The 23,566-nt window shown below is 61.3% G+C and carries 28 protein-coding genes; 14 read left to right on the top strand and 14 right to left on the bottom strand.

Going from position 1 to position 23,566, the window contains the following annotated elements; genetic code table 11:
- Positions 1-77 precede the first annotated feature (77 nt).
- The 3 genes from gap to tpiA are packed head-to-tail and all read left to right on the top strand — an operon-like array spanning position 78 to position 3,121.
- Positions 78-1,097 (top strand): type I glyceraldehyde-3-phosphate dehydrogenase, encoded by a 1,020-nt coding sequence (gap, locus tag EEB13_RS16005; RefSeq protein ID WP_033232131.1) that lies wholly within the window; start codon positions 78-80, stop codon positions 1,095-1,097.
- A gap of 17 nt (positions 1,098-1,114) precedes the next feature.
- A complete protein-coding gene (locus EEB13_RS16000; protein ID WP_033232130.1) occupies positions 1,115-2,326 on the top strand; it encodes a phosphoglycerate kinase in 1,212 nt (403 codons plus the stop codon).
- Between the two features lie 6 nt (positions 2,327-2,332).
- Positions 2,333-3,121, top strand: a complete 789-nt coding sequence (gene tpiA, locus EEB13_RS15995; protein WP_033232129.1) for a triose-phosphate isomerase — start codon at positions 2,333-2,335, stop codon at positions 3,119-3,121.
- A gap of 66 nt (positions 3,122-3,187) precedes the next feature.
- Here the strand turns inward: tpiA and EEB13_RS15990 are convergent, their stop codons facing one another.
- On the bottom strand, positions 3,188-3,970 hold the full coding sequence (locus EEB13_RS15990) for a tyrosine-protein phosphatase (RefSeq protein WP_033232128.1): 783 nt from the start codon (positions 3,968-3,970) through the stop codon (positions 3,188-3,190).
- A gap of 186 nt (positions 3,971-4,156) precedes the next feature.
- Between EEB13_RS15990 and secG the strand changes: the two genes are divergently transcribed.
- The 6 genes from secG to EEB13_RS31545 all read left to right on the top strand — a co-directional run bounded on the left by secG (position 4,157) and on the right by EEB13_RS31545 (position 9,691).
- Positions 4,157-4,390: a preprotein translocase subunit SecG gene (gene secG, locus EEB13_RS15985; protein ID WP_033232127.1), complete on the top strand. Its 234-nt coding sequence runs from the start codon at positions 4,157-4,159 to the stop codon at positions 4,388-4,390.
- Between the two features lie 74 nt (positions 4,391-4,464).
- A complete protein-coding gene (gene ppc / locus EEB13_RS15980) occupies positions 4,465-7,245 on the top strand; it encodes a phosphoenolpyruvate carboxylase (RefSeq protein ID WP_141485788.1) in 2,781 nt (926 codons plus the stop codon).
- 274 nt (positions 7,246-7,519) lie between these two features.
- The gene (locus tag EEB13_RS15975; RefSeq protein WP_033232125.1) at positions 7,520-8,779 is read left to right on the top strand and encodes a PucR family transcriptional regulator; all 1,260 of its coding nucleotides are present in this window, start codon (positions 7,520-7,522) and stop codon (positions 8,777-8,779) included.
- Between the two features lie 350 nt (positions 8,780-9,129).
- The gene (locus EEB13_RS31555; RefSeq protein WP_165826291.1) at positions 9,130-9,273 is read left to right on the top strand and encodes a hypothetical protein; all 144 of its coding nucleotides are present in this window, start codon (positions 9,130-9,132) and stop codon (positions 9,271-9,273) included.
- Between the two features lie 44 nt (positions 9,274-9,317).
- The gene (locus tag EEB13_RS31550; protein ID WP_187328573.1) at positions 9,318-9,461 is read left to right on the top strand and encodes a hypothetical protein; all 144 of its coding nucleotides are present in this window, start codon (positions 9,318-9,320) and stop codon (positions 9,459-9,461) included.
- Positions 9,462-9,523: 62 nt separating this feature from the next.
- Positions 9,524-9,691, top strand: coding sequence for a hypothetical protein (locus EEB13_RS31545; protein WP_165826287.1), 168 nt, complete (start codon positions 9,524-9,526; stop codon positions 9,689-9,691).
- A 73-nt stretch (positions 9,692-9,764) separates the two neighbouring features.
- Here the strand turns inward: EEB13_RS31545 and EEB13_RS15970 are convergent, their stop codons facing one another.
- The 3 genes from EEB13_RS15970 to EEB13_RS15960 are packed head-to-tail and all read right to left on the bottom strand — an operon-like array spanning position 9,765 to position 11,094.
- Positions 9,765-9,965: a hypothetical protein gene (locus tag EEB13_RS15970; RefSeq protein WP_033232250.1), complete on the bottom strand. Its 201-nt coding sequence runs from the start codon at positions 9,963-9,965 to the stop codon at positions 9,765-9,767.
- A gap of 51 nt (positions 9,966-10,016) precedes the next feature.
- Positions 10,017-10,694, bottom strand: a complete 678-nt coding sequence (locus tag EEB13_RS15965) for a hypothetical protein (RefSeq protein WP_141485786.1) — start codon at positions 10,692-10,694, stop codon at positions 10,017-10,019.
- A gap of 43 nt (positions 10,695-10,737) precedes the next feature.
- Positions 10,738-11,094: a hypothetical protein gene (locus tag EEB13_RS15960; RefSeq protein ID WP_141485785.1), complete on the bottom strand. Its 357-nt coding sequence runs from the start codon at positions 11,092-11,094 to the stop codon at positions 10,738-10,740.
- 288 nt (positions 11,095-11,382) lie between these two features.
- On the opposite strand from EEB13_RS15960, the gene EEB13_RS15955 reads away from it, so the two are divergent.
- Entirely contained in the window at positions 11,383-11,958 is a 576-nt protein-coding gene (locus EEB13_RS15955) for a Chromate resistance protein ChrB (RefSeq protein ID WP_141485783.1), read from the top strand.
- The gene (locus EEB13_RS15950) at positions 11,955-13,130 is read left to right on the top strand and encodes an MFS transporter (protein WP_261984566.1); all 1,176 of its coding nucleotides are present in this window, start codon (positions 11,955-11,957) and stop codon (positions 13,128-13,130) included. Before EEB13_RS15955 ends, EEB13_RS15950 begins: the two co-directional genes overlap by 4 nt.
- Positions 13,131-13,199: 69 nt before the next feature.
- On the opposite strand, the gene EEB13_RS15945 is transcribed toward EEB13_RS15950, so the two are convergent.
- The 5 genes from EEB13_RS15945 to EEB13_RS15925 all read right to left on the bottom strand — a co-directional run bounded on the left by EEB13_RS15945 (position 13,200) and on the right by EEB13_RS15925 (position 17,046).
- Positions 13,200-13,619 carry a hypothetical protein gene (locus EEB13_RS15945; RefSeq protein WP_230590037.1) on the bottom strand — a complete coding sequence of 140 codons (420 nt, stop codon included), beginning with the start codon at positions 13,617-13,619 and terminating at the stop codon, positions 13,200-13,202.
- Between the two features lie 203 nt (positions 13,620-13,822).
- A complete protein-coding gene (locus EEB13_RS15940) occupies positions 13,823-14,752 on the bottom strand; it encodes a TIGR01777 family oxidoreductase (protein ID WP_261984565.1) in 930 nt (309 codons plus the stop codon).
- The gene (locus tag EEB13_RS15935; RefSeq protein ID WP_141485781.1) at positions 14,749-15,426 is read right to left on the bottom strand and encodes a TetR family transcriptional regulator; all 678 of its coding nucleotides are present in this window, start codon (positions 15,424-15,426) and stop codon (positions 14,749-14,751) included. Before EEB13_RS15935 ends, EEB13_RS15940 begins: the two co-directional genes overlap by 4 nt.
- Before the next feature lie 77 nt (positions 15,427-15,503).
- Positions 15,504-15,830: a TfoX/Sxy family protein gene (locus EEB13_RS15930; RefSeq protein WP_116103202.1), complete on the bottom strand. Its 327-nt coding sequence runs from the start codon at positions 15,828-15,830 to the stop codon at positions 15,504-15,506.
- A 79-nt stretch (positions 15,831-15,909) separates the two neighbouring features.
- Positions 15,910-17,046 (bottom strand): FAD-dependent oxidoreductase, encoded by a 1,137-nt coding sequence (locus tag EEB13_RS15925; protein ID WP_116103204.1) that lies wholly within the window; start codon positions 17,044-17,046, stop codon positions 15,910-15,912.
- Positions 17,047-17,129: 83 nt separating this feature from the next.
- On the opposite strand from EEB13_RS15925, the gene EEB13_RS15920 reads away from it, so the two are divergent.
- Entirely contained in the window at positions 17,130-17,801 is a 672-nt protein-coding gene (locus tag EEB13_RS15920) for a TetR/AcrR family transcriptional regulator (RefSeq protein ID WP_141485780.1), read from the top strand.
- Positions 17,802-17,952: 151 nt separating this feature from the next.
- Here the strand turns inward: EEB13_RS15920 and EEB13_RS15915 are convergent, their stop codons facing one another.
- Positions 17,953-18,303, bottom strand: coding sequence for an iron chaperone (locus EEB13_RS15915; RefSeq protein WP_033232119.1), 351 nt, complete (start codon positions 18,301-18,303; stop codon positions 17,953-17,955).
- Between the two features lie 70 nt (positions 18,304-18,373).
- On the opposite strand from EEB13_RS15915, the gene EEB13_RS15910 reads away from it, so the two are divergent.
- Both EEB13_RS15910 and EEB13_RS31540 read left to right on the top strand, forming a co-directional pair.
- Positions 18,374-18,958 carry a hypothetical protein gene (locus EEB13_RS15910; protein WP_116103207.1) on the top strand — a complete coding sequence of 195 codons (585 nt, stop codon included), beginning with the start codon at positions 18,374-18,376 and terminating at the stop codon, positions 18,956-18,958.
- 50 nt (positions 18,959-19,008) lie between these two features.
- Complete coding sequence (locus EEB13_RS31540; RefSeq protein ID WP_155276677.1) at positions 19,009-19,149, top strand: hypothetical protein; 141 nt, start codon at positions 19,009-19,011, stop codon at positions 19,147-19,149.
- Here EEB13_RS31540 and EEB13_RS15905 read toward each other — a convergent pair.
- From EEB13_RS15905 to zwf, 4 genes are all read right to left on the bottom strand, one after another.
- The gene (locus EEB13_RS15905; protein ID WP_116103208.1) at positions 19,146-20,072 is read right to left on the bottom strand and encodes an SDR family oxidoreductase; all 927 of its coding nucleotides are present in this window, start codon (positions 20,070-20,072) and stop codon (positions 19,146-19,148) included. The genes EEB13_RS31540 and EEB13_RS15905 overlap by 4 nt on opposite strands.
- 306 nt (positions 20,073-20,378) lie before the next feature.
- Positions 20,379-21,119: a 6-phosphogluconolactonase gene (pgl, locus tag EEB13_RS15900; RefSeq protein ID WP_095886271.1), complete on the bottom strand. Its 741-nt coding sequence runs from the start codon at positions 21,117-21,119 to the stop codon at positions 20,379-20,381.
- On the bottom strand, positions 21,112-22,020 hold the full coding sequence (gene opcA, locus EEB13_RS15895) for a glucose-6-phosphate dehydrogenase assembly protein OpcA (RefSeq protein ID WP_092808104.1): 909 nt from the start codon (positions 22,018-22,020) through the stop codon (positions 21,112-21,114). Before opcA ends, pgl begins: the two co-directional genes overlap by 8 nt.
- Positions 22,020-23,564: a glucose-6-phosphate dehydrogenase gene (gene zwf / locus EEB13_RS15890; RefSeq protein ID WP_033232114.1), complete on the bottom strand. Its 1,545-nt coding sequence runs from the start codon at positions 23,562-23,564 to the stop codon at positions 22,020-22,022. The genes opcA and zwf overlap by 1 nt, the downstream gene beginning before the upstream one ends.
- Positions 23,565-23,566: the final 2 nt, after the last annotated feature.

Raw genomic sequence — 23,566 nt, 5'->3', positions numbered from 1 at the left:
GTCCGCGTCGTGCACACACGGATTCGGAACTGCGTGGGTCAAGTTGCACACCAGAATCATGGTCAAAGGAGCGAATTGTGACTGTCCGGGTTGGCGTAAACGGTTTCGGCCGTATCGGACGTAACTTCTTCAGGGCGGTGGATGCGCAGAAGGCGCTCGGAACCACCGATATCGAGATCGTGGCAGTCAACGACCTGACTGACAACGCGACGCTCGCTCACCTGCTGAAGTACGACTCCATCCTCGGCCGCTTGCCGTACGACGTGTCGCTCGACGGTGACGACACGATCGTCGTCGGCGATCAGCGCATCAAGGCCCTCGCACACCGCGGCCCGTTGAACGAGCTTCCCTGGGGCGAGCTGGGCGTCGACGTCGTCGTCGAGTCCACCGGCATCTTCACCGACGCAGCAAAGGCCAAGGGACACCTCGAAGCCGGCGCGAAGAAGGTCATCATCTCGGCTCCGGCCAAGGGTGAAGACATCACCATCGTCATGGGCGTCAACGACGACAAGTACGACGGCAGCCAGAACATCATCTCCAACGCCTCGTGCACCACCAACTGCCTCGGCCCCATCGCCAAGGTCCTCGATGACGAGTTCGGCATCGTCAAGGGTCTGATGACCACGATCCACGCGTACACGCAGGATCAGAACCTTCAGGATGCGCCGCACAGCGACCTCCGTCGCGCCCGCGCAGCCGCTCTCAACATCGTTCCGACCGGCACGGGCGCTGCCAAGGCAATCGGCCTGGTTCTCCCGCAGCTGCTCGGCAAGCTCGACGGTTACGCACTGCGCGTGCCGATCCCCACGGGTTCGGTCACCGACCTCACCGCGAACCTGAAGAAGTCGGCTACCGCTGACGAGATCAACGCCGCGATGAAGGCTGCAGCCGAGGGCCCCCTCAAGGGCATCCTCAAGTACACCGACGCACCGATCGTCTCGTCGGACATCGTCACCGACCCGCACTCGTCGATCTTCGACTCGGGTCTGACGAAGGTCATCGACGACCAGGTCAAGATCGTTTCCTGGTACGACAACGAGTGGGGCTACTCCAACCGCCTCGCCGACCTCATCGGCCTCGTCGCCAAGTCACTCTGAGCGGAGTTTCGATAACAGTGGCAGTTCAGACGCTGAAGGATCTGCTGGACGCTGGGGTCGAGGGGCGCACCGTACTGGTGCGTTCCGACCTCAACGTCCCGTTGGATGGCGGAGAAATCACGGACCCGGGCCGCATCGTCGCGTCCGCTCCCACCTTGCGGGCACTTGCCGAGGGTGGAGCGAAGGTCATCGTGACCGCGCACCTCGGGCGCCCCGACGGTCAGCCCGATCCCAAGTTCTCCCTCGCACCGGTTGCCGCGAAGTTGGCCGAAATCCTCGGTCGCAACGTGCAACTCGCCGGTGACGTCGTGGGACAGGACGCGCTGGCTCGTTCCGAAGGACTCACCGACGGTGACGTCCTGATGCTCGAGAACATCCGTTTCGACCCTCGCGAGACCAGCAAGGACGAAGCCGAGCGGGTCAAGCTCGCCAAGGCTCTCGTCGAGCTGGTCGGTGATGACGGCGCATTCGTCTCCGACGGATTCGGTGTTGTTCACCGCAAGCAGGCGTCGGTCTTCGACGTCGCGAAGCTGCTCCCGCACTACGCGGGTTACCTCGTCGGCGCCGAGGTCGAGGTGCTCGCCAAGCTCACGCAGGACGCGGCGCGTCCGTACGCAGTGGTGCTCGGTGGCTCCAAGGTCTCGGACAAGCTGGCCGTCATCGAGGCACTGGCACCCAAGGTCGACACACTGGTGATCGGCGGCGGAATGTTCTACACGTTCCTCGCGGCTCAGGGTGTGTCCGTTGGCAATTCGCTCTGCGAAGAGTCCATGATCGAGACCTGCAAGAGCCTCCTCGACCGGTACGCGGACGTCATCCACATCCCTCAGGATGTTGTTGTCGCGGACTCCTTCTCGGCTGATGCCGAGTCGAAGATCGTTCCGTTCGACAAGATTCCCGACGGCTGGATGGGTCTGGACATCGGACCGGAGTCGGTCAAGCGCTTTGCCGCGATCCTGACCGGAGCCAAGACGGTGTTCTGGAACGGCCCGATGGGCGTGTTCGAGTTCCCGAAGTTCGAAGCCGGCACCCGCGGTGTTGCGGAGGCAATCGTCGAAGCAACCGCCAAGGGCGCGTTCAGCGTCGTCGGCGGCGGCGACTCTGCTGCGGCTGTCCGCCAGCTCGGAATCCCGGACGAAGGCTTCTCGCACATTTCCACCGGCGGCGGCGCTTCCCTCGAATACCTCGAGGGTAAAGAGCTTCCCGGCATCGCAGTACTGGAAGGCTGATCCGACATGGCACGTAAGCCGTTGATCGCCGGCAACTGGAAGATGAATCTGAACCACCTCGAGGCTATCGCCCTGGTGCAGAAGATCGCGTTCTCCTTGCCTGCGAAGTACTTCGACAAAGTGGACGTCACGGTTATCCCGCCGTTCACCGACATCCGTAGCGTCCAGACGCTGATCGAGGGCGACAAGCTCCTGCTCACGTACGGCGCGCAGGACGTCTCCGCTCAGGACAGCGGTGCATTCACCGGCGAGATCAGCGGCTCCATGCTGGCCAAGCTCGGATGCACCTACGTCGTGGTCGGACACTCGGAGCGTCGCACCCTGCACGGTGAGACCAACGAGCTTGTCCTCGCCAAGACCAAGGCTGCCTTGAAGAACGACCTCACACCGATTGTGTGCATCGGTGAGGGCCTCGAGATTCGCGAAGCAGGCAACCACGTCGCCTACAACGTGGAGCAGCTCAAGGGTTCTCTGGCCGGCTTGAGCGCGGAGGAGATCTCCAAGATCGTCATCGCGTACGAGCCTGTCTGGGCAATCGGCACCGGTCGAGTCGCTTCTGCTGAGGACGCTCAGGAAGTGTGCGCAGCGGTTCGCGGCACGGTCGCCGAACTCGCCGACGCTGACGTGGCTGCAGGCGTACGAGTCCTGTACGGCGGCAGCGTCAGCTCCAAGAATGTCGGAGAGATCGTCGGCCAGGCCGACGTCGACGGCGCTCTTGTCGGCGGCGCGTCACTCAAGGCGGACGAGTTTGCCACGTTGTCTGCGATTGCAGCGGGCGGGCCACTGCCTAGCTAGCATGTGATCTGAAAAGAACAGTGGGCGCGTAACCGAAATGGTTACGCGCCCACTGTTTTTGCATTCTCAGGCAACCAGTTTTGAGCCGAGTGCGTCGATGGTGTCGGCGGTGAGGCCGAGTCCGTCGTGCAGATAGTTCTCAATTGACGAGTAGCTGGCGCCCACCTGCTCGAAGGCTGCACCGAGGTAACTCTCCTCGACGGTCAACATGACACGGACCACGTCGGCCCGACCGATCGCAGCCGTTTGAGCAATACGCTCGGCAGCCGCGTCGACGTAAGCCGCGGAGTAGGTGTTGGTGAGCAGATAATCGTCGACGATGGTCTCCTGCGGAACCCCTGCGAGAGTCTGCAGCAACGCTGCTGCCCAACCCGTGCGATCCTTTCCGGCGGTGCAATGGAACAACTGGGGTCCCGGTGTTGTCGCGAGCGCGGTAAGCAATTGGGAGAACCCGGCGCGGGTCGCGTCGTCGGTCACAAAACTGCGATTGAGTTCGCGCATGAAATCCTGCGCAGAGTCGACGGTGCGGATTGCCAGAGCCGAGTTCTGAATTGTTCCCGGAAGGATCGGGATGTGTGTGTACTTGGCTGCCGAGAGAATGGTGTCCGGGGTTTCCGAAGCCTCGGCCTCGGAGCGAACGTCGTAGACGGCGGTCAGGCCCAACGATTCGACAACAGCCAGATCCGCCCCGGTGGGGATGAGGACGTTGGCACGGTAGAAGACACCGCGCCGCATGGTGGTCCCGCTTGATGTCGAGTATCCGTTTCCGGCGACATCTCGGAAGTTGTGGACGGAAGCGAGACGCGGAGTGCTCTCGTGTGTTGTGGGACCAGTGGTGTCGGTGTGCATCAGAACAAGCCTTCCGAAGGTAACGTCGCGTCACTTCGAAACTAGCGGGCCGGAAACTCGGCGTTGTGATCGGTACCACCGAACGAGACAACCTGTCGCACGGGTATGTGGTCGGGTTAGCTGTGATCGCCTGTATGGTGTTATCGGTTGTAGTTGTCCCTATTGGATTGGTGGCCGTAGACAGACATGGAACTGTTCTTGGATATCCTGCTGGTCATCACCAGCTTGCTCTTGATTCTGCTGGTGCTGCTGCATCGGGCCAAGGGCGGCGGTCTGTCGAGCCTGTTCGGCGGCGGTGTCCAGTCCAGCCTGTCCGGATCGACAGTGGTCGAGAAGAACCTCGACAGATTGACTGTTTTCACCGCTCTGATCTGGGTCATTTCGATCGTCGGCATCGGCCTGGAGATCAAGTTCGCCTGATCGCCTCCCATCACGTATTTCACACAGAACCCCGCCATCGAGCGGGGTTCTGCGTTTCCGTTGATAATTGAACGATGACCGAATTCGTCTCGAATCAGCATCGTGAAACACCACGCGAGGCCACCGAGCCACTGCGTGAGGACATTCGGCTTCTCGGCGGGATCCTGGGGCAGATTGTTCGCGAACAGGCCGGCGACACCGTATTCGATCTTGTTGAACGCGCCCGGGTGGAATCGTTCCGAGTGCGCCGTTCCGAAATTGACCGCGCCGAACTGGTCTCGTTGTTCGCTGGAGTCAGCACCGCCGACGCTATCCCGGTGATCCGTGCGTTCAGCCACTTCGCCTTGCTCGCCAACCTGGCCGAAGACATCCACCGTGAGCGTCGGCGCGCCATTCACATCAATGCCGGCGAACCACCGCGTGACAGCACACTGGCCGCTACCTACCGCAAACTCGACGGTGCGGACATCAACTCCGCGACTGTCGAAGATGCACTGCGCGGCGCCCTTGTCTCACCGGTCATCACAGCTCATCCGACGGAAACGCGTCGACGGACGGTCTTCGAGACACAGTCTCGCATCACCGAATTGATGCGCTACCGCGAGCGCACGGCATTGAGCGTCGGGGAAACCGCGGACGTCGACCTGGACTTGCGTCGACAGATTCTTACTCTTTGGCAGACCGCGCTGATCCGGCTCTCGCGTCTACGAATCCAGGACGAGATCGAAGTGGGATTGCGTTACTACGACGCGGCCCTGTTCGAAGTCATTCCCAAAATCAACGCCGAAGTGCGCAAGGCGCTTCGCAGCCGGTGGCCCGACGCAGATCTCCTGCGTGAGCCGATCTTGCGTCCGGGTTCCTGGATCGGCGGTGACCGCGACGGAAACCCCTATGTGACGGGGGAGATCGTGCATCGCGCGACGACCCGAGCGGCAGCCACGGCGATCGAGCATCACCTCGCCGAACTCGAACATCTCGAGCGTGAGCTGTCGATGTCGGCGCGGTTGGTCACGGTGACACCGGAATTGGATCTTCTGGCATCGACCTCGGGTGACGATTCGGCGTTCCGGGCGGACGAACCCTACCGTCGCGCAATCCGAGGAATCCGTGGACGCCTCACCGCCACAGGACTTTCCATCTTGGGGGAGATGCCCGCGCACGGCGGCGACTCCGGACTGGAGGCATACCGCGAACCCGCGCAACTTCAGCACGATCTAGCCGTTATCGACATGTCACTGCGCCGCAACGGTGACGCGGTGATAGCCGATGATCGCCTCGAACGTTTGCGAGAAGCCGTGGAGGTGTTCGGGTTTCACCTCTCGGGTCTGGACATGCGGCAGAACTCCGAAGTTCACGAGAGCGTCGTTGCCGAGTTGTTGGCCTGGTCGGGTGTTCACCCGGACTATGCGTCGTTGTCGGAATCGGAAAAAGTCGACCTGCTCTCGGCGGAACTGACCACCCGTCGGCCGCTGACGTCGCCGGATGCGGAGTTCTCCGAACTGACGACCAAGGAATTGGCGATCATGCACGCCGGTGCCAAGGCAGTTCGAGTTCTGGGCGCCGGTGCCGTTCCCAACTACATCATCAGCATGTGCAGCTCCGTGAGCGACATGCTCGAGGCCGCGGTCCTGCTCAAGGAGGTAGGAGTTCTCGATCCAGGTGTTGGCGGTGAGCCGTCATGCCCCATCGGCATTGTTCCCCTGTTCGAGACGATCGAGGACTTGCAGGGCGGCGCGGCAACATTGCTTGCCACGCTCGACATTCCGATTTACCGAGCCATCGTGACGTCCCGCGGCAACAGTCAGGAAGTGATGCTCGGGTACTCCGATTCCAACAAGGACGGTGGCTACCTGGCTGCCAACTGGGCGCTGTACCGCGCAGAACTTGATCTGGTCGACGCCGCACGGAAGAGTGGAATCCGGTTGCGGCTCTTCCACGGTCGCGGCGGAACCGTCGGGCGTGGTGGTGGACCCAGCTACGAGGCAATTCTTGCGCAACCTCCCGGAGCTGTCGAAGGTTCGCTGAGGATCACCGAGCAAGGTGAGGTGATCGCAGCGAAGTACGCCGAACCGCGGTTGGCTCATCGCAACCTCGAGACGCTCATTGCTGCGACGTTGGAGTCGACGTTGCTCGACGTCGAAGGACTCGGAACCGATGCCGAGGCGGCGTACACCGTTCTGGATGAGCTTGCTGCGCTGGCGCGTACCGCGTACAGCGAATTGGTCCATGACACACCGGGATTCGTCCAGTACTTCGAGGCGTCGACGCCGGTTGCAGAAATCGGCGCACTCAACATCGGTAGCCGACCCGCCTCGCGTAAGCAGACCAAGGCGATCTCCGATCTGCGTGCGATTCCGTGGGTGTTGTCCTGGAGTCAGTCACGCGTCATGCTGCCAGGCTGGTACGGCACAGGCGCGGCTTTCGAGCGATGGATCGACGGCAACCCGGAGCGTTTGGCGACGCTGACGCGTTTGTACGAGAAGTGGCCGTTCTTCCGGACTGTGCTCTCGAACATGGCGATGGTGATGTCGAAATCCGACATGGGCTTGGCGGCCCGCTACGCGGAGTTGGTTCCCGACGTAGAACTGCGTGATCGAGTCTTCGGCATGATCACCGACGAGCATGCGCGAACCGTTCGGATGTACAAGGAGATCACCGGCTACGACGATTTGTTTGCTGACAATTCAGGCCTGGAACGTTCCGTCCACAACCGTTTCCCGTATCTCGAACCGCTCAATCACTTGCAGGTCGAGTTGATCAGGCGATATCGATCAGGTGACGAGAGTGACCAGGTCCGGCGCGGTATTCAGCTGACGATGAACGGCCTGGCCACGGCGCTGCGGAACAGCGGCTAAATAGCGGTCATTTTGCCCACGCCGGGAGCCTCCGGTGTAGTCGGTCGGCGTGACCATGTCATGCCGACCGACCAGAAATCCAAATTGTCTCATTTGACAATTGGACGACCGTTCATGTGGTAGACATCACATCGCCTGACGTAATCGGGAACGGCAGACGCAAGCGGCTAAAGTCCTCAATTCGGGCACCGCGGCGGGTTTCTCATTCCCTGACGCGTCGAGCCGCCGGCCATCGCGCCGCGCGACACTCTTGTCTCGAGGAGGCTTGTCTACGATGTCCACTGCGCTGTTGAATACCTCGGGGCCGCTGATGCTCGGAGGCGAACCCGCCTCCACTGCGGTCCGCGACTTCGTCCCGCTGGCGGCCGAACTTGTGAAGAACTTCTCCCGCGCCAACGCAACCTTCAAAACCCTCAACCTGGAATCCGTTCAGGAGGATTTGGTTGCGGTGACCGCGCAGGGGTTGCAACTGGCGATCCAACTCATGGACCACAGGAAGCTGCCGACCGACCGCGACCTGGACAGTATTCACACCCTGACCGTCCGGCAGGCCCGCCAGGGTGTCCCGCTCAGTGCCATCCTTGCCGTAACAGACGAGGCCATCAGCGTCATTCGGAACCTTATCCTCAGTAGAGCGGGCGTCGAGGACTCTGCCAACCTCAAGGAGCTCAACCACCTCCTGTTCACAGTCGCGCAGCGCCTTCATTCATTCATCTCGGTCAGCTATCTGGCGGCGATCCCTGCCGGCGCCCAGCTCGAGGGGAGCTCCGCCGGCGCCCTCGTCAAAGCCATGTTGGACGGAGACGATCCCACTGATCTTGCGTTGCAGTTGGGTATCGAGCTCGCACCCCGCTATCTCGTTCTGCGGCTCCTCGTGAACCTACCGAAACCCCGGCCGGGGGCCAGGGACGGCGCGCATCAGCGCCTGCAGGCATACCGTGATCTCGCCGCGGCACAAGCCAAGGTTGCTGCCCACTTCGGAGCCAAGTTGCTCGAAGCCCCGGCGCCGCAACGCGGCCTGGTCCTCATCGAGGGCACACCACACTGGGGGTTGGTGTGCCAAGTTGTGCGCCAGGCGACGGCCAAGATCGGGGTGCAGATCACGGCAGTCGGCGAGAATGCCGCACTCGAGGATCTCCCAGCGGCCCAGGCGACCACCCGCGAGTTGGTCCACCTCGTCCGGAGGCTCGGGCTGCCGGCGCAGTCATACCGGATGGAGGACCTCGCGCTCGAGTATCAATTGACCCGGACCGGCCCAGCGCGCGACAGCCTGATCGGCCTACTCAGGCCGCTCGACAGCAACCCTGAACTGTTGCAGACGCTGTCCGTGCACTTGTCGAACGACCAGCACCGGCAGCGCACCGCGTCAGCGTTGGGCCTGCACACGAACACCGTCGACAACCGGATCAAGCGCATTGCACACCTCACCGGATTGGACCCGACTTTGCCCTCTGAGCTGCTTAAACTGCGTGCGGCGATGATCGCACTGACCTTTGTCAGCACCGACGTGGACATCCGTCCAGTGAAATTGTGAAACCTCACATAACTCACTGGTAACAACCCACTTTTGATGGCTGGACCCCACTTTTCAGTAGGCAACCGGGATATAAAAATGTGGCGCGAATCACCGCGCAGACCAGTAACGAAAAAGGGGAAAGACATGATCAACGGCCAGGAAAACGCCCTCCTCGGTGCCTTCTTCGACACGATCCTGCAGCTGTTCAACGCAGGCAGCACCGGAACTGGCTCGACGAACGGCGGCGGCGTCGCCTAGGGACGCATTTCGTGCCCCTGTGCGAGATCCTTCGCACAGGGGCACGTTTCTCGCCCCCACGATCTGAGGGGGTGACCACACCGCCACCCCGCTTAGACCAGGAGTAATACATGATCGCCTCACCAACGACCGGTGCTTTGGCCGTCGTCATGAACACCGTCCTGCAGATGTTCAACGCGGGCAGCAGTTTCCTCTTCACCAATAACGCTCCGCTCCCGGGCGGCGGCGAAGATCCCACGACGCCCGTGCCCTGATCGCTCCACCCGCTCGCACCGTAACGTCGCAGACAGGAATCATCGTGATCAACTCGCCGTACACCCAGGGCAGCCTGGTCATCGACTTCGGCTCTCTTGCCAGCGCACTCGGTTTCGGCAGTGCCGGCCCGATCGTCTCGTTCGGCAGTGCCGGAAGCATTGAATGCAGTAGTGTCGGCGGACTTTGACAGACCTCACTGTCTCCCACGCACATTCGTATCCACTCGCGAAACAGAAAGCAGGTCTTCCTGTGCCTACAATTCCGCTCACCGGTGACCCCGTCGTGATCAACATAATTGTCCAGCTTTTCAGCGCAGGCAGCAGCAATGCGCTCGCACTGGGCGGTGTCGGGAGCAGCGGTCTCGGTAGCACCGGGCTCGGCAGCTTCGACTCAGCGAGCATGGGCAGCGCCGCATAGCAGCCATCGTTCTGCGTGAACTGCTCCCCGAATCTCGGACTGACAAGTTCAGTTCTGACATTCGGGGAGCAGTTCAGTTCGAGTAGTCTCGCAGCGTAAAAACGAACCCGACTGCAATCGCGGCACCTGCCAGGACATACACCGCAATCCGCAACCATGTCGGGCCGGCAAAACTGACGGCAATCGCCGCAGCCAGAGCCACGATGATCATCACGACGCCGTAAGCCGGTGTGCGTTCCGGATGTGCCGCGTGTCGATGCTGTGAATTCTCCACTACTTCACTGTGCGCCACCGTGGTTGGCAGATGCAATGGTGAGTGTTTTTGTCAGCGTGAATACAACTGTGTTTCGAGACCTGGGTTCGCGTGGACGGATTCGAGCCGGGCGAGGTCGGCGGACACGACAAGCGTGTCCATGTCGTCGATCCCGGTTGCGCCGCACCAGGATTGGTCCGCGGGCCACCAAAAGTTCGGGGTGCGCGTCCGTGTGGCGCGTTGTGCGGGGGACCGGGTTGTCGTGACTACCTGGTAGTTCCACCCTTGCAGGCCTTCCGAGACGCGAGCACACCCGCGGATCGGTTCGTCGAGGAACTCGCCCCACCCGTCCCAGAACAGTCCCGATTGCACGTCGTCGAAGTGGTCGTAGACGACATCGATCAGCTCTGGCGGCAGTGACCCCATTTCCGGTTCAGTGTCGAAGATGCCCTCGATTGTCGCGCACGGATCCGGGCGTCCGACACTATTGGGAAACCACGCTCCGACGATCTCGAAAAACTGCGTCCCGACAATCATCTCTGCGCCCACGGCAGTGGCGACCTGAGACCATGTCACCGCTCGAGGCTCGCCGTCGTAATGGATATAGGCCGGGTGCAGGATCCGCAGAACATGCGGGTAACGGTCGGCTAACCAGTGACCAGTCGGTCCTGCGTCGGGGTACGGGTAGGGCGCGAGCCATGTCGCGCTATCGGGCAACGAATCGCCGATCCAACCCAGGCGTGGGGGCATACTGCGATTCTCCATGCGTCGTTGCGGCGCTGCGTGAGTGCGATCAGGAGCAGACTTGTTGGAAAGTTGTGGCGCCCGGTCGTAATAGATAGCGCTTCTCTCTCCCGTCAGCCTCGAAAACAGCTGCGGTTTCAGATAACCGGGTCATAGTGCCCTTCTGGTACGGGTCGTCCCAACCGGAGGGTGAGTTGTTTCGCCGAGCATCAGTGTTGACCGCTTCCCAGTATTCGCTGGCGAACTTGGCTTCTCGCGCACCGCAGTGGGTGTACATCTTGTAGCTGTAGGCGGTGCCGATTTCAACCTTCTCCGGTGATGGTTCGGACGGAGCGCCGCATCCAGCCAGGCCCGTTGTGAACAGCGCCGCTATGCTCAGCCACTTTGCTACCGAAAGCCTTGTCATACATTGACTTTAGCTTTTGGGACTTTAGCTTTGGTGCGTTGATTGATCGCCGCGAGTCAGTGCACCTCCTGATGGTGCGAAAATGAACGGCTCGACCGGTGGTACTTCACAGTGGTGTCGGTCTGGGTTGTCGGTGTTGTCGGGTCGACCGTGTTTGCGATTCGATCCTGGCGGAACCGAAACAGACCCACTCAGAGCAGTGTTGGCAGCCCAGATGAGGGTAAGTGAGCGATGCGGATGGAAACGGGCTTCACACTTTGAGATGTAACGGGTGATACATTCTCCAGTGTGAATTCCGAGTCATCCGTGAGTTGGCGGATAATCCTGATCAAGATTGCTGCCGAGCCGACGCGCCACCGTGTTGCCGTGTGGCGAGAACTGCGCAAAGTGGGTGCGTTGTCGATCGGGCAAGGCACCTGGGCTGTGCCCAACGTTCCGGCATTCGCGGCAGGCGTCGACCGTGCGAAAGAACTTGTCGACCGCGCGTCCGGTGAAATTGTCTTCCTCAACGCAACGGGTGCGAGCGAGGAAGACGACTCGCGATTCGCCGCGATGTTCACCGCGGCCCGCGAGGAAGACTGGACCGAATTCCTGTCGGACTGTGCGAAATACGAGGCCGAGCTCGACAAGGAGATCCGGATCCAGAAATTTACACTCGCAGAACTCGAGGAAGAAGAGCAGAGCTTGGACAGGCTGCGTCGCTGGCATCGAGATTTGAAGGCGCGCGACGTATTCGGCGCGAGGAATGCGGAAAGCGCAACGGCGGCGCTCCAGCAGTGCACCCTGCGGTTCGAGGACTACTCGGAGCGAGTAATCAACGCACTGCACTCTCCTGAAGGCATTGACGACGGTGATCTCACATGAGTGACAACAAAGCCCAGGTCGAAGGCGCGCGATGGCAGATGTGGCCGCTGTACGCGGCCGGGTTCACGACTGCATTCGGAGCCCATGCCGTTGCGGCGAACCTCGTGTTCGATCTCGACGATCTGGCGAATTCGCTGCTCTATCTCGGTCTACTGCTGGCCCTGTACGACGGCGCCGAAGTCCTGCTCAAACCTGTGTTCGGCACGCTGGCAGATCGGATCGGTGCCAAGCCGGTCCTGCTCGGCGGGCTCGTCGCGTTTGCCGCAGCATCGTTTCTGTTTGTTGTTGTCGCGGATACGGATTGGTTGTGGTTGGCGCGGCTCGGCCAAGGTGCGGCAGCATCGGCATTCTCGCCCGCTGCAAGTTCTTCGGTGGCTCGATTGACCCGAAAAGGCAAGCACGGCAGTGCTTTCGGAACCTACGGGTTCTACAAAAGTCTCGGCTATACCCTCGGCCCGTTGCTGGGCGGTGTGATCGTGTGGATCGGTGGTCTCACACTCCTGTTTGCAGTCATGGCCGTCCTCGCGCTGGTTGTCGCGATCTGGGCCAAGGTCGTGGTACCTGCGCTTCCGCCGCTACCTCGGGCCAGGCAAACCGTGGTTGATTTGGCTCGTCGCCTGAGTGATCGTCAGTTCCTCGGTCCCACCGCAGCTCTTGCGGCGGCCACTGCCGCACTGTCGGTCGGTGTGGGGTTTCTCCCGGTTGCCGGCGTTGATGCCGGACTTGGACCGATAGCAACAGGTGCGGCCGTGTCAGTACTGGCGTTGTGTGCGGCATTTGCGCAACCGCGAGCAGGGCGAGCACTCGACGCGGGAAAAATCACCGTCGAACGAGGTGTGGCATGGGGATTGGTTGTCACCGCCGCCGGTCTGGCGCTTGCCATGATTCCGGGACTGGTCGGGATTCTCGCCGCGGCAGTTGCTGTTGGCATTGGCACCGGCATCATCACACCGCTGGGGTTTGCCGCGCTTGCTGCATCGACGCCCGAGGAGCGTATGGGTCAAACCATGGGTGCGGCCGAACTGGGACGTGAACTCGGCGACGCGGGCGGCCCGCTGATCGTCGCGGGCGTGGCAGCCGTCGCGACACTGACGGCGGGCTTCGGGGTACTTGCCGTAATAACACTGTTGATCGGCGCAGATTCCGCGCGTCAACGCAACGTCCGTTCATGACGCCGCCGATGCTCCGTGGCTCGGTTGCCGGGAACGTCAGGTTGAAACGCCGCTCGTAATCTCGACGGTCTAAGTGGTGGCCTGCGCTCTGATCAGTTGCGCGAGCGTCGATGACGTAATGCACAGAACTAGCGCGGAGATCACGACCAGCCAGAGCCCCCATCCCACTGACGGTCCAATGATCTTTCCGGCGATCTCGGTGCCGCGTTGGAGTATGCAGGCGGCGTTGCCGACGGCAACGATCAAGACTGCGATTCCCGCCAAGGGGCCAATGCAGTGGTTCTTCACCTGCGGTGTGACGCCCCTCGAAAGAAGCGGAGTCAATGCGAAGGCCGCACCGATCCCGAGGATCAGGGTGATCACGCCGCATTCGCCGATACCGGAACTACCCAGCGCGAGGAACGACGTCCACGGACCGATGCTGCCGATGATGATGCCGACACACGAGAGCGCTGCTGCGATCAGATTCGGCCTGAAATGAGCAGGCATCGGCATCTGAGGTACCCGGGGTGAAATCCCGAACGGCTGCTGCTCATACGGCTGACTTACCCGAATAGTCACTGGGTGGACCGACTCTCTCTAACAGCGTTGTTGCTCGTGTCTGGCTTCTTCGGAGTCTAGGGACCGCCCTCTGTGTTGTGACCGATTCGACAATATTCAATTGAACGTGAGTGCAGACCTGGCCCGGACAGTCAGCCCAAAGCAACGGGAAGCAAGCCTCGCGGAGTGTCCTGAACTATCTGGTTGAGCGCCGTGTCCAGCGTCGGAAATGTGAACTCGAAGCCGGTATCGGCGAGCACGCCCGGGTCCACCCAGCGGCTCTTGAGCACTAGCTCGGCTTCGGTGCGTATTACGCGTGCGCCCAACTTCAGCATCCAGTCGGGCGTCGGCAACCCGCGCGCTCGACCCAGGGATGCACGCACCTCACGCATCAACACGTCGTTGGTCACCGCAACGGGCGAGGCGACATTGACCGGACCGGAGATGGCCTGGTGCTCGTAGACGTGGGTGATGGAACGAACTAGGTCATCGGCGTGAACCCAACTGAACATCTGCCGACCGTCGCCCATTCTTCCGCCGAAGCCGACGCGGGCCAGATTGATGAACGGATTAATCGCCCCGCCGCCGGCGCCGAGCACGATCGACATCCGAAGCGCCACCTTGCGAACGGTTGTCGGTGCCTCGAACAGCTCTTGCTCCCAAGCTCGCGCGACAGCCACCGAGAATCCTGTTCCCAGCTCGCCGGTCCTCTCGTTCATCGGCCGATCACGAGCGTCCCGATAGATTGTGCCGGTGCTGGCATTTATCCAGAGTGATGGCGGCTGTGGTGTGCGGGCCAGTGCGCGACCAAGCTGCGCCGTGGTTTCCACCCGTGAGGAAAAGATCTCATCGGCGTTGCGCTTGTTGTAGCGGCAGCTCACCGAGCGTCCGGCGAGATTGACAACCAGATCCGCTCCATCCAGAACGTCGACGACGCCTTGTCTGTCGGACCAAGTGGCATCACTCGAGTCGCTCCGCCCGATCGTCCGAACATTGATCCCACTGGCTTCGAGCGAGCGACGAAGGTACTGCCCGATATAGCCCGACGCTCCGCAAATGACGACGCAATTCATGGTGCTCATCGCACGGTCTCCTCTTCTCGCGCAGTGACTTTGGCCATCAATTTCGCGACGTCACCGACCAAGCTCCTGGCCACTGGTAGGCGGGCGAGCTTGACGGTTTTCGCGACCACTGGGGCGAGACCGTCGACCAATGCACGCGTACGTGCTTGTCCGGGCGACGAATCGGTGACCCAGTGCAGAGTCACACCCATATAGGTGAGCCACAGAAGTGTGGGGAGCTGCTTTTCCAATGAGGGCGGTGTCCGCTGGTGGGAGGCAGTCAGAGCCTCGCGCATCAGATCGATCGCCATCGCTCGGGCATCGGTGGACTCGACCGAAAACGGGCTGGATCGCGAGGTGGTAGGTAACGCACTCTGCAGGAATGATCCGCCGAAGTCGTGATAGGGCGTCATGACATCGAGTCCGGAATGCAGAACTGTCTTCAGGTTCTCCGCGAGTGAGCCGCCCTGGCGCAACAGTGGAAGCGCCCGATCGCGGTGATCGCGCTGGACGACTAGATACAGCTCATGGACAAGTTCGTCCTTGCTGGCGAAGTAGTAGTAGGTATTTCCGAGAGAGACGCCTGCCTCGCTTGCGATCCGGCGCATGGTTGTCGACTGGAAGCCCTCGTTGCGGAAGAGTCGCAAGGCGGTATCCACAAGCTTTTCCCGCGTCTCAGTTCCGCGACTACTCATGACGTCTCCTAGTTTTGAACGTGTTCAAAACTGAGTCTACGCGCCATAGTTGAACGTGTTCAATTAGAGGTGTGAGGCTACTGTGAGTGTGCGAAATCCAGGGCTTCCTTGATCCAGGCGTTGAACTCCACGGTTGAACTGGTGCCAGTGCGATCGACCTCGACCCACCCTTTGCTCATCGGCTTTCCGCGCATGTCAGGCCAGTGTGCGCCCTTGTGTAGCAGCAGTTCGTCGACGCGTTCCGGCGCGCAGCGGATCAAGAGGTTGCCGTGAGAGTTCGCTGCGACCGCCAATTGTCCGTTGACCATGTAACTCAGGCCGCCGAACATCTTCACCTCACTGACGTCGTCCTCGCTCACGAGTGCATCGCGGATCCGGTCTGCCAGTGCTTTGTCGTATGTCATGCGACCATCCCTCGATGTCGATATCGCGTACCCGGTACGGATATGTCTCACAAGCGTGACATGCGACGACCGATAAGCGTTACGAATGCGCAGGCTGTGGGGCGGTGAAGAACTCGACGAGTGAGAACGGAGCGCGGTCGCCAAGGCAGAGTCCCAGGATCACGTCTGCGTCCGCCGCTTCCGATTGGCTGCGGGAGAACATCGCCGCTTCGTAGTCGGCAAGTGCCTCTTCGAGATTGTCTGGATGCGCTGCAATCGCCTTCCCGAGTTCGGCGCCGTCGTACATTGCCAAGTTCGCTCCCTCGCCGGACGGCGCCATCAGGTGCGCCGCGTCACCGAGGAGCGTCGCCCCCGGAACGTGGTCCCACTGGTGATCATTTGGGAGAGCGTGGATCGGACGCGAGATCAGCGCGGTTTCGCCCGCGGTGATGAGCGCGGTGAGTTCTGGTGCCCACCCGCCGAATTCGGCCGCGACTCGGGCGATCGATGCGGCGGTGTCCGTGAAATCGATGCTCGCAATCCACTCGGCGGGCCGGTTCAGTTGAACGTACGTGTGAATGACGCCACCGGACTCGCGGTGCGCGGTGATTCCCTTACCTGGGGCGAGCGCATACAGAGCGCCGCCGCCGACTACGTCGGCTGTCGCAGGGTGTCGCTCGTCAACATCGTGCAGGTATGTCTCGATGAATACGGTGCCCACGTACTCGGGTGTGGAGTCGGAGAGTAGAGGTCGAATCTTCGACCACGCGCCGTCGGCGCCCACGAGAAGGTCGGTAGTGACGGTTGTGCCGTCGTCGAAGGTGAGTTCGTGCCGGCCGTCGCCGAGGGAAACGGCACTGGACACTTTCCGTCCCCACTCAATGGTCCCGTCAGGTAGTGAGTCGAGCAGGATCTGGCGAAGATCCCCGCGAAGCACCTCGGGCCGTCCACCGGTGCCGTCGTCCGGTTCGTCGAGGAGCACCGTGCCGTGTTGGTCGAGTATCCGTGAAGCCGCGCCACCTTCGTGGATGATCGCGCGGAACTGGTCGGTGAGACCGGCCGCTGCGAGCGCAAGTTGTCCGTTGTTTTCGTGGATGTCGAGCTGGCCTCCCTGCGTGCGGGCTTCTTTGGAGGGTTCCGACTCGTAGATCGTTGCAGCGATGCCGTGAACGTGGAGGACACGCGCGAGGGTGAGGCCGCCGAGGCCGGCTCCGATGATCGTGACTGGAGTTGTCATGGTCTTAATTCCTTTCAATGAGATTGGAACGTTGTTCCATTGTCGATCTTGGAACAGTGTTCCAGATATGTCAAGATGGACAGATGGACACAAAGTCGCAGCGGAACGAACGACGCACGGATGCACTGTCGAAAGAGCGAATCGTCGAGGCCGCGATCGAGATCCTCGACACCGAGGGCGAGGGCGCGCTGACATTTCGCGCGTTGGCGTCTCGCCTGGCAACCGGAAGTGGCGCAATCTACTGGCACGTTGCAAACAAGAACGAACTGCTTGCAGCGACGACCACCGACGTCATCACACGTGTTATGACCGGCGTCGTCCCAGGGACGACGCCGCGGGAAACCATCCGCACTACTGTTCTCGATGTCTTCGACGCAATCGACGCGCACCCGTGGGTCGGCACCCAGCTCTCTCGTGAGCCGTGGCAGTCCGCGGTGCTGCAGATATTCGAAGGCGTTGGCCGGCAACTCCAAGAACTCGGAGTTCCCGAATCCGCGCAGTTCGACTGCGCTTCCGCACTCGTGAACTATGTCCTCGGCCTGGCCGGACAGTATGCCGCAGGGGCCCGCCTTCACGCACGCGAGACGGATCGATCGGACTTCCTCGCGACAATCACCTCAGGGTGGGAACAACTCGACTCAGCCGAGTACCCGTTCTTACGTCAGGTGGCACCGCAGTTGCGCGATCACGACGACCGCGACCAATTTCTTGCCGGCATCGATCTCATCCTGGCCGGAATCGCGACTGTCCGATAGACGGCGTTCGCCTTTGGTTGCCACTGACTGTTCCGGTGGGCTGAACCGTCGATACCACCACTGCCGCAGGGGGATTGTGCATCCGCGCGGTTGATCAACCGCGCGGATGCACAATTCGCGCGCGGATGTTGGAAGCCTTCGGAAAACCGGGTTAGTGTCTGGCCGCGAGCAATTCGGTAATCCTCGCGACGAGGTCGAGCGGGATCGGCTTGTTCAACGGAAACTTCGCCGTCGCTTTGGCTGATCGATACGGGTCGATTGCCTTCTCGAATTCGGCGTCGCCCTCGGGGAGTGGATACATCGAAATGTGGTGTTTCCATCCGGCAAAATGCACCAGGCTTTTGCCGTCGACCGTGATGGTCGGCATTTGGTAGCTGATGGTTTCGCCGACGCCGGGGACTGCTTCGTGGATGGTCTGACGGACGCTCTCGAGCACAGGTTGCACATCGATCGGGAAGGACGCGATGTACTGGTCGATCGTCTCGGGGCTTTCTGTGGTCACGTGTCGAACATATCGTCATCGAGCGTTGTCGACTGTGCATTCGACAATCGATTGAGCAGTATGGTGCCTTATGCGGTGTTCACGGGAATTGCTGGGCGTTGCGGCCGTCGCCTTGTTAGTGGGATGTGGTGCGCCGAGCAACAACGCGGACGACGTTGCGCCACCGACGTCGCGAGTGAATGTGCCTGGCCTGGTGGAACCAACCTGCCTGGCCGGCAATCTTCTCGGATTCTCGGACTTGCCGCAGGCAGCAGCACCGGTTCCAGAATCGCGGCCGATCCCGGCTGATTTTGTGCCCGTCCGAGTGGTCACATGTGAGGGTGACTGGAGCGCTGGCGTCGTAGAGCACTCAGTGTCGTGGGTCGAGGAACGACGTGAGGGCGATATGGACGCCGTTATTGCAGGCTACCGGCTTCCGTCCGATGCACCGCCGGAAATCCGCACCTGCTTTGTGGACCAGCCGACGCCTCCGATTGTGTGGCTCGTCGACGATCAAGGCCTGGGACTGCTCGCTCCGGACCTGCCGACAAATGAGTGTGGCGCGTTTAAGTGGGAGGCGATCACTGCCATCCGGGAGCTACCGGTCACAGAACGGATTGTCCACCTCATCCCAGTTTCGCCGACGGTGGAAGCTCGGTTCATCAAACCGGAGTGATGGGTCAGGCCCCCGATCTACCCACGCGTTCTGAAATGAGACCATTGGGTATGGCGAATCTGGAACCTTGGGAAATCTCGAGATTGACTACCCACCTTCGTGCATATTTGGTCAACGCGAAGCGCTTTGTTCAAGGGTGGTCATTGCGTGAGGTCGAGGACAAGCGCGACGACCATCGTGCCGTCGATTAGTCTGGCTTCGGCTGCCAGAAGTTGGGCCTCGAACCATCTATGTCGGCGAACCCGTACTCTGCTCCGAGTTCACCTGAACTGACAGATCGTTGATTCCATCGGGCCCGATTCGGATCGGCGGCAAGGGCGGCCACTGCGCGTCCGACAAATCTCGGCGACTCGGAACGAGCAAAATCCGGTGGCGCAGTCGGCCCATCCCGATTCGGCAGTAGTGCGTCGCGCCAATTCGATTCTGTGACACCAAAATTATCGAGCATCATCTCCGATCGCAGGAAACCCGGAGTAATGGCAACGGCGGAACATCCGAACGGGCCAAGTTCATGGCCCTGTGAATATGCGAGCCTGTTCACCGACACTTTTGCCAAGTCGTAGAACACCGAGATGCGATAGTTCGAGGCGTTGTATTCGGTAGTGCCATCGGTTATTTCGACAACCAGTCCACCTGGTCGATCGATCATGAGCGGCAGCAGATGATGCGACGTGGTGATGTGGGTGTCGATCGCCAGGCGCAAGATGTGAAAGCCTTTGTCCAGATCGTGTTCCCATACCGGAGTGTTCCACTCCGCCGGTCCACCCTTGAGTAACTCTGCGCCCCAGATGTCGTTGACCAAGACGTCGATATGTCCGTAGTCGGTGCGTAGTTGCTCAGCGAGATCAGCAACTCGAGTGCTCTTGAGGTGATCGACGGCAATCGGTACTCCGACGCCACCCAATTCGGTGACCAGAGCGGCGGTCTCCTCGATGGTTTCGCTCCGCGGGTAGTCCGACTGAAGGATGCCGGTGGACGTGCTCCGTCCAGTGCAGATAACCGTGGCGCCCGCCTCGCCTAATGCTGCGGCGATTCCGCGTCCAGCGCCCCGCGTTGCCCCGGCAACAACAGCTACTCGCCCGCGTAGGGCATCAGGTTTAGGTGTCCACGCCATTGTCCGATTCTGCTCGCCGGCGCTGCCACGTTTCAAGGCCTCGAAACACAGGAGGAACCGAAAGCGCTCTGGGCGCGTCAAAATTCATGAGTGCTCAAGAACATGGACCGGGGGGAACATGAATCGTTGTGTCGGGCAGAGTGCCGAGTGGAGAAACGGTGTCACGCCGATGAGTTCGGTTGTGGCACGAAGAAATTCGAGCAGGCTAGCAATTGTGCGTAGCAGCCGTCGTGGGGGAGTGGCCACAGAAGTTCCACCGGCACGGGAGTCGCCCGAAGACGACTCCCGGCCGGAGTGAATCTGAGATCAGGGCAACTGCGAGGCAGCGTCCGAATCGAGGAACCACCGGGTGGCAACCAATCCTGTGGCGCCGGCACATGGCCAGTCGACCGCTGCAGCGCCGCCAACGGCAGCAGCAACAGCTTCAGCCTTTGCTGCGCCGGAAATGAGCAGCCACACTTCCTTCGCGCGCTGAACGGCGGGCAAAGTCAGAGTGATGCGGACCGGCGGGGGCTTGGGGGAGTCCGTCACCGCGACCACAAAACGAGACTCTTCACGAACCGCGTCGGTGTGCGGGAACAGAGAGTTGATGTGTCCTTCGCCGCCCATGCCAAGCAGGTGCACGTCGAATGTGGGGACCTGCTTGCCGTGCGCCTGCGCGCCCAGCAACTGCTCGTAGGCTGTTGCCGCGCCGTCTGGATCGCCTTCGTAGATGCCGTCGGACGCAGCCATCGGATGTACCCGATCCGGATCGACCGGAACATGATCGAGTAGCGCCTCGCGCGCTTGAACCTCGTTACGCTCCGGATCGCCGGCCGGGAGGAAACGCTCGTCGCCCCAGTACAGGTCGATCTGCGCCCAGTCGATATCACCAGGAGTTTTGCGCAACTTTTCGAGCAGTGCGATGCCGGTTCCGCCGCCGGTCAGAACGATGGACGCAACGCCGCGAGTCTTCTGAGCCTCGACGATGGTGTCTACCAAACGTGCGGCGGCCGCATCGACCAACTGGCCCGCGTCCGAAAACTTTTCTACGACAACATCACTCATATGTCACCTTCTCGAGGCCGGCCAGTGCCTCTTCGTAGATTTCGTCAGGATCGAGTCGACGTAGTTCCTCGGCGAGGCAATCGCGTGTCTCCCGGCGACCAAGGGACACAAGTGCATCCGGCTGACCCGTCCGGATCAGCGTTGCAGTTGTGCCCTCCTGCGGGCGGCTGATGGAGATGCTGCGCGTCTCGAGCTTCAACTCGACATTCAGTGCGCCGGTGCGGCGGTATACCGGAACTCCGGTCTTCGCAGCCAACCAGCCAGCCAGAATGTCCAGTGCGGGTTCGGTTTTCAGGCCGGACACCACAGCAGATGTGACGTTTTCGTGTGGCGGCAGATCGAGTGCCGACGCCAGCAGCGCGCGCCAGTACGTGACGCGGCTCCACGCCAGATCGGTGTCTCCGGCGGTGTACGACGCGAGTCGCCCCTTGATAGTCGCCGTCGGATCAGGTGCGCCGGTGGCGTCGGTGATACGACGGACGGCGAGCTTGCCCACCGGATCCTTGGCCGGAATCGCGGGAGCCTCGAGCGGCCACCACGCGACTACCGGTGTGTCCGGGAGCAGGAACGGGATGACAACACTGCTCTCGTGATCCGCCAGCGGACCGTAGAGACGTAGCACCACAACTTCCGAGGCGCCGGCGTCGCCGCCGACGCGGATCTGAGCGTCGAGGCGTGGTTCGCTTTGCTCGTCGCCGCGCAGCAGCACGATGACGCGACACGGGTGCTCGCGGCTTGCTTCGTTGGCTGCCTCGATCGCTTCTTCGGCGTTGCCGGTGTCGCGGGTGCAGACAACAAGAGTCAACACACGACCCAACGTGACAGCGCCGCCGGTCTTGCGTACCTCGACCAGTTTCTTGCTGACCTGGACCGTGGTGGTTGACGGCAAATCGAGAATCACTAGGGTCGCCTCCATTCGCGTCCGGTGCGGTTCAACATTTCGTCGGCGGATTCCGGTCCCCAGGTACCGGCCTCGTACGGGTCCGGTTTGCCGCCGGCAGCCCAATGTTCGAGGACGGGATCGAGTATCTCCCAAGACAATTCGACTTCAGCGTTCACCGGGAACAGTGAGGGCTCGCCGAGCAGCACATCGAGGATGAGTCGCTCGTACGCTTCGGGTGAAGACTCGGTGAAGGCCTGGCCGTACGAGAAGTCCATGTTGACATCGCGCACTTCCATGCTCGATCCCGGAACCTTCGATCCGAAGCGCATGGTGACGCCTTCATCGGGCTGCACCCGGATGACCAATGCGTTCTGGCCGAGATCATCGGTCATGGTCTTGTCGAACGGCAGGTGCGGCGCCCGCTTGAAGACCACGGCGATCTCCGTGACCCTGCGTCCCAGACGCTTACCGGTGCGCAGATAGAACGGCACACCGGCCCAACGTCGAGTGTCGACCTCGAGCGTGATGGCCGCATACGTCTCGGTGATGGAATCAGCCGCGAAGCCGTCCTCTTCGAGAAGCCCGACAACCGGGAGACCACCCTGCCAGCCGCCCGTGTACTGGCCACGGGCGGTGGTCTCGTCGAGAGGTTCGGCGAGCCTGGTGGCGGAGAGGACCTTGATCTTCTCGGCTTGCAGGTTGAGCGGCTCGAAGCTGATGGGCTCTTCCATCGCGGTGAACGCCAGCAGTTGCAACAGGTGGTTCTGGATGACGTCGCGAGCGGCGCCGATCCCGTCGTAGTATCCGGCGCGGCCACCGAGACCGATGTCCTCGGCCATCGTGATCTGAACGTGGTCGACGTAGTGCGCGTTCCAGATCGGATCGAACAGCTGGTTCGCGAAACGCAGAGCCAGGATGTTCTGAACCGTTTCCTTGCCGAGGTAGTGGTCGATACGGAAGACCGTGTCCTCGGGGAACACCTTGTTGACCACAGCGTTCAGTTCACGAGCACTTTCGAGATCGTGACCGAACGGCTTCTCGATGACAACGCGTCGCCACTGGCCTTCTTCTGCCTGGGCAAGCCCGGACGACGACAACTGCTCGAGAACCTGCGGGAAATCATCCGGCGGGATCGCGAGGTAGAAGCCGTGGTTTCCACCGATTCCCCGCTCGGTGTCGAGTGTGGCCAAAGTATCGGCCAGGTTCGTGAAGCCCTCGGAATCGTCGAAGTTGCCTTTGACGAATCGGATGCCGTCCGCCAGCCGCTCCCACACGCTCTGCCGGAACTTGGTGCGAGCACCGTCCTTGACCGCGTCCAGAACTACCTGTGCGAAGTCTGCGTCAGTCCAGTCGCGCCGGGCGAACCCGACCAGAGCGAATCCGGGCGGCAGCAGCCCTCGGTTGGCAAGGTCGTAGATGGCCGGCATCAGCTTGCGCCGCGCCAAGTCACCGGTGACCCCGAAAATCACCAGGGCACAAGGCCCGGCAATATGCGGAAGACGTTTGTCCGTGCTGTCTCTGAGGGGGTTGACCCAATCTGATGCCGCCGCGGAATCGCTCACAG

The sequence above is a fragment of the Rhodococcus sp. WS3 genome (genome assembly GCF_003797085.1).
In the GTDB taxonomy this organism is placed as follows: Bacteria; Actinomycetota; Actinomycetes; order Mycobacteriales; family Mycobacteriaceae; genus Rhodococcus_F; species Rhodococcus_F globerula.
This window is presented reverse-complemented; position numbering and strand designations above follow the sequence as displayed.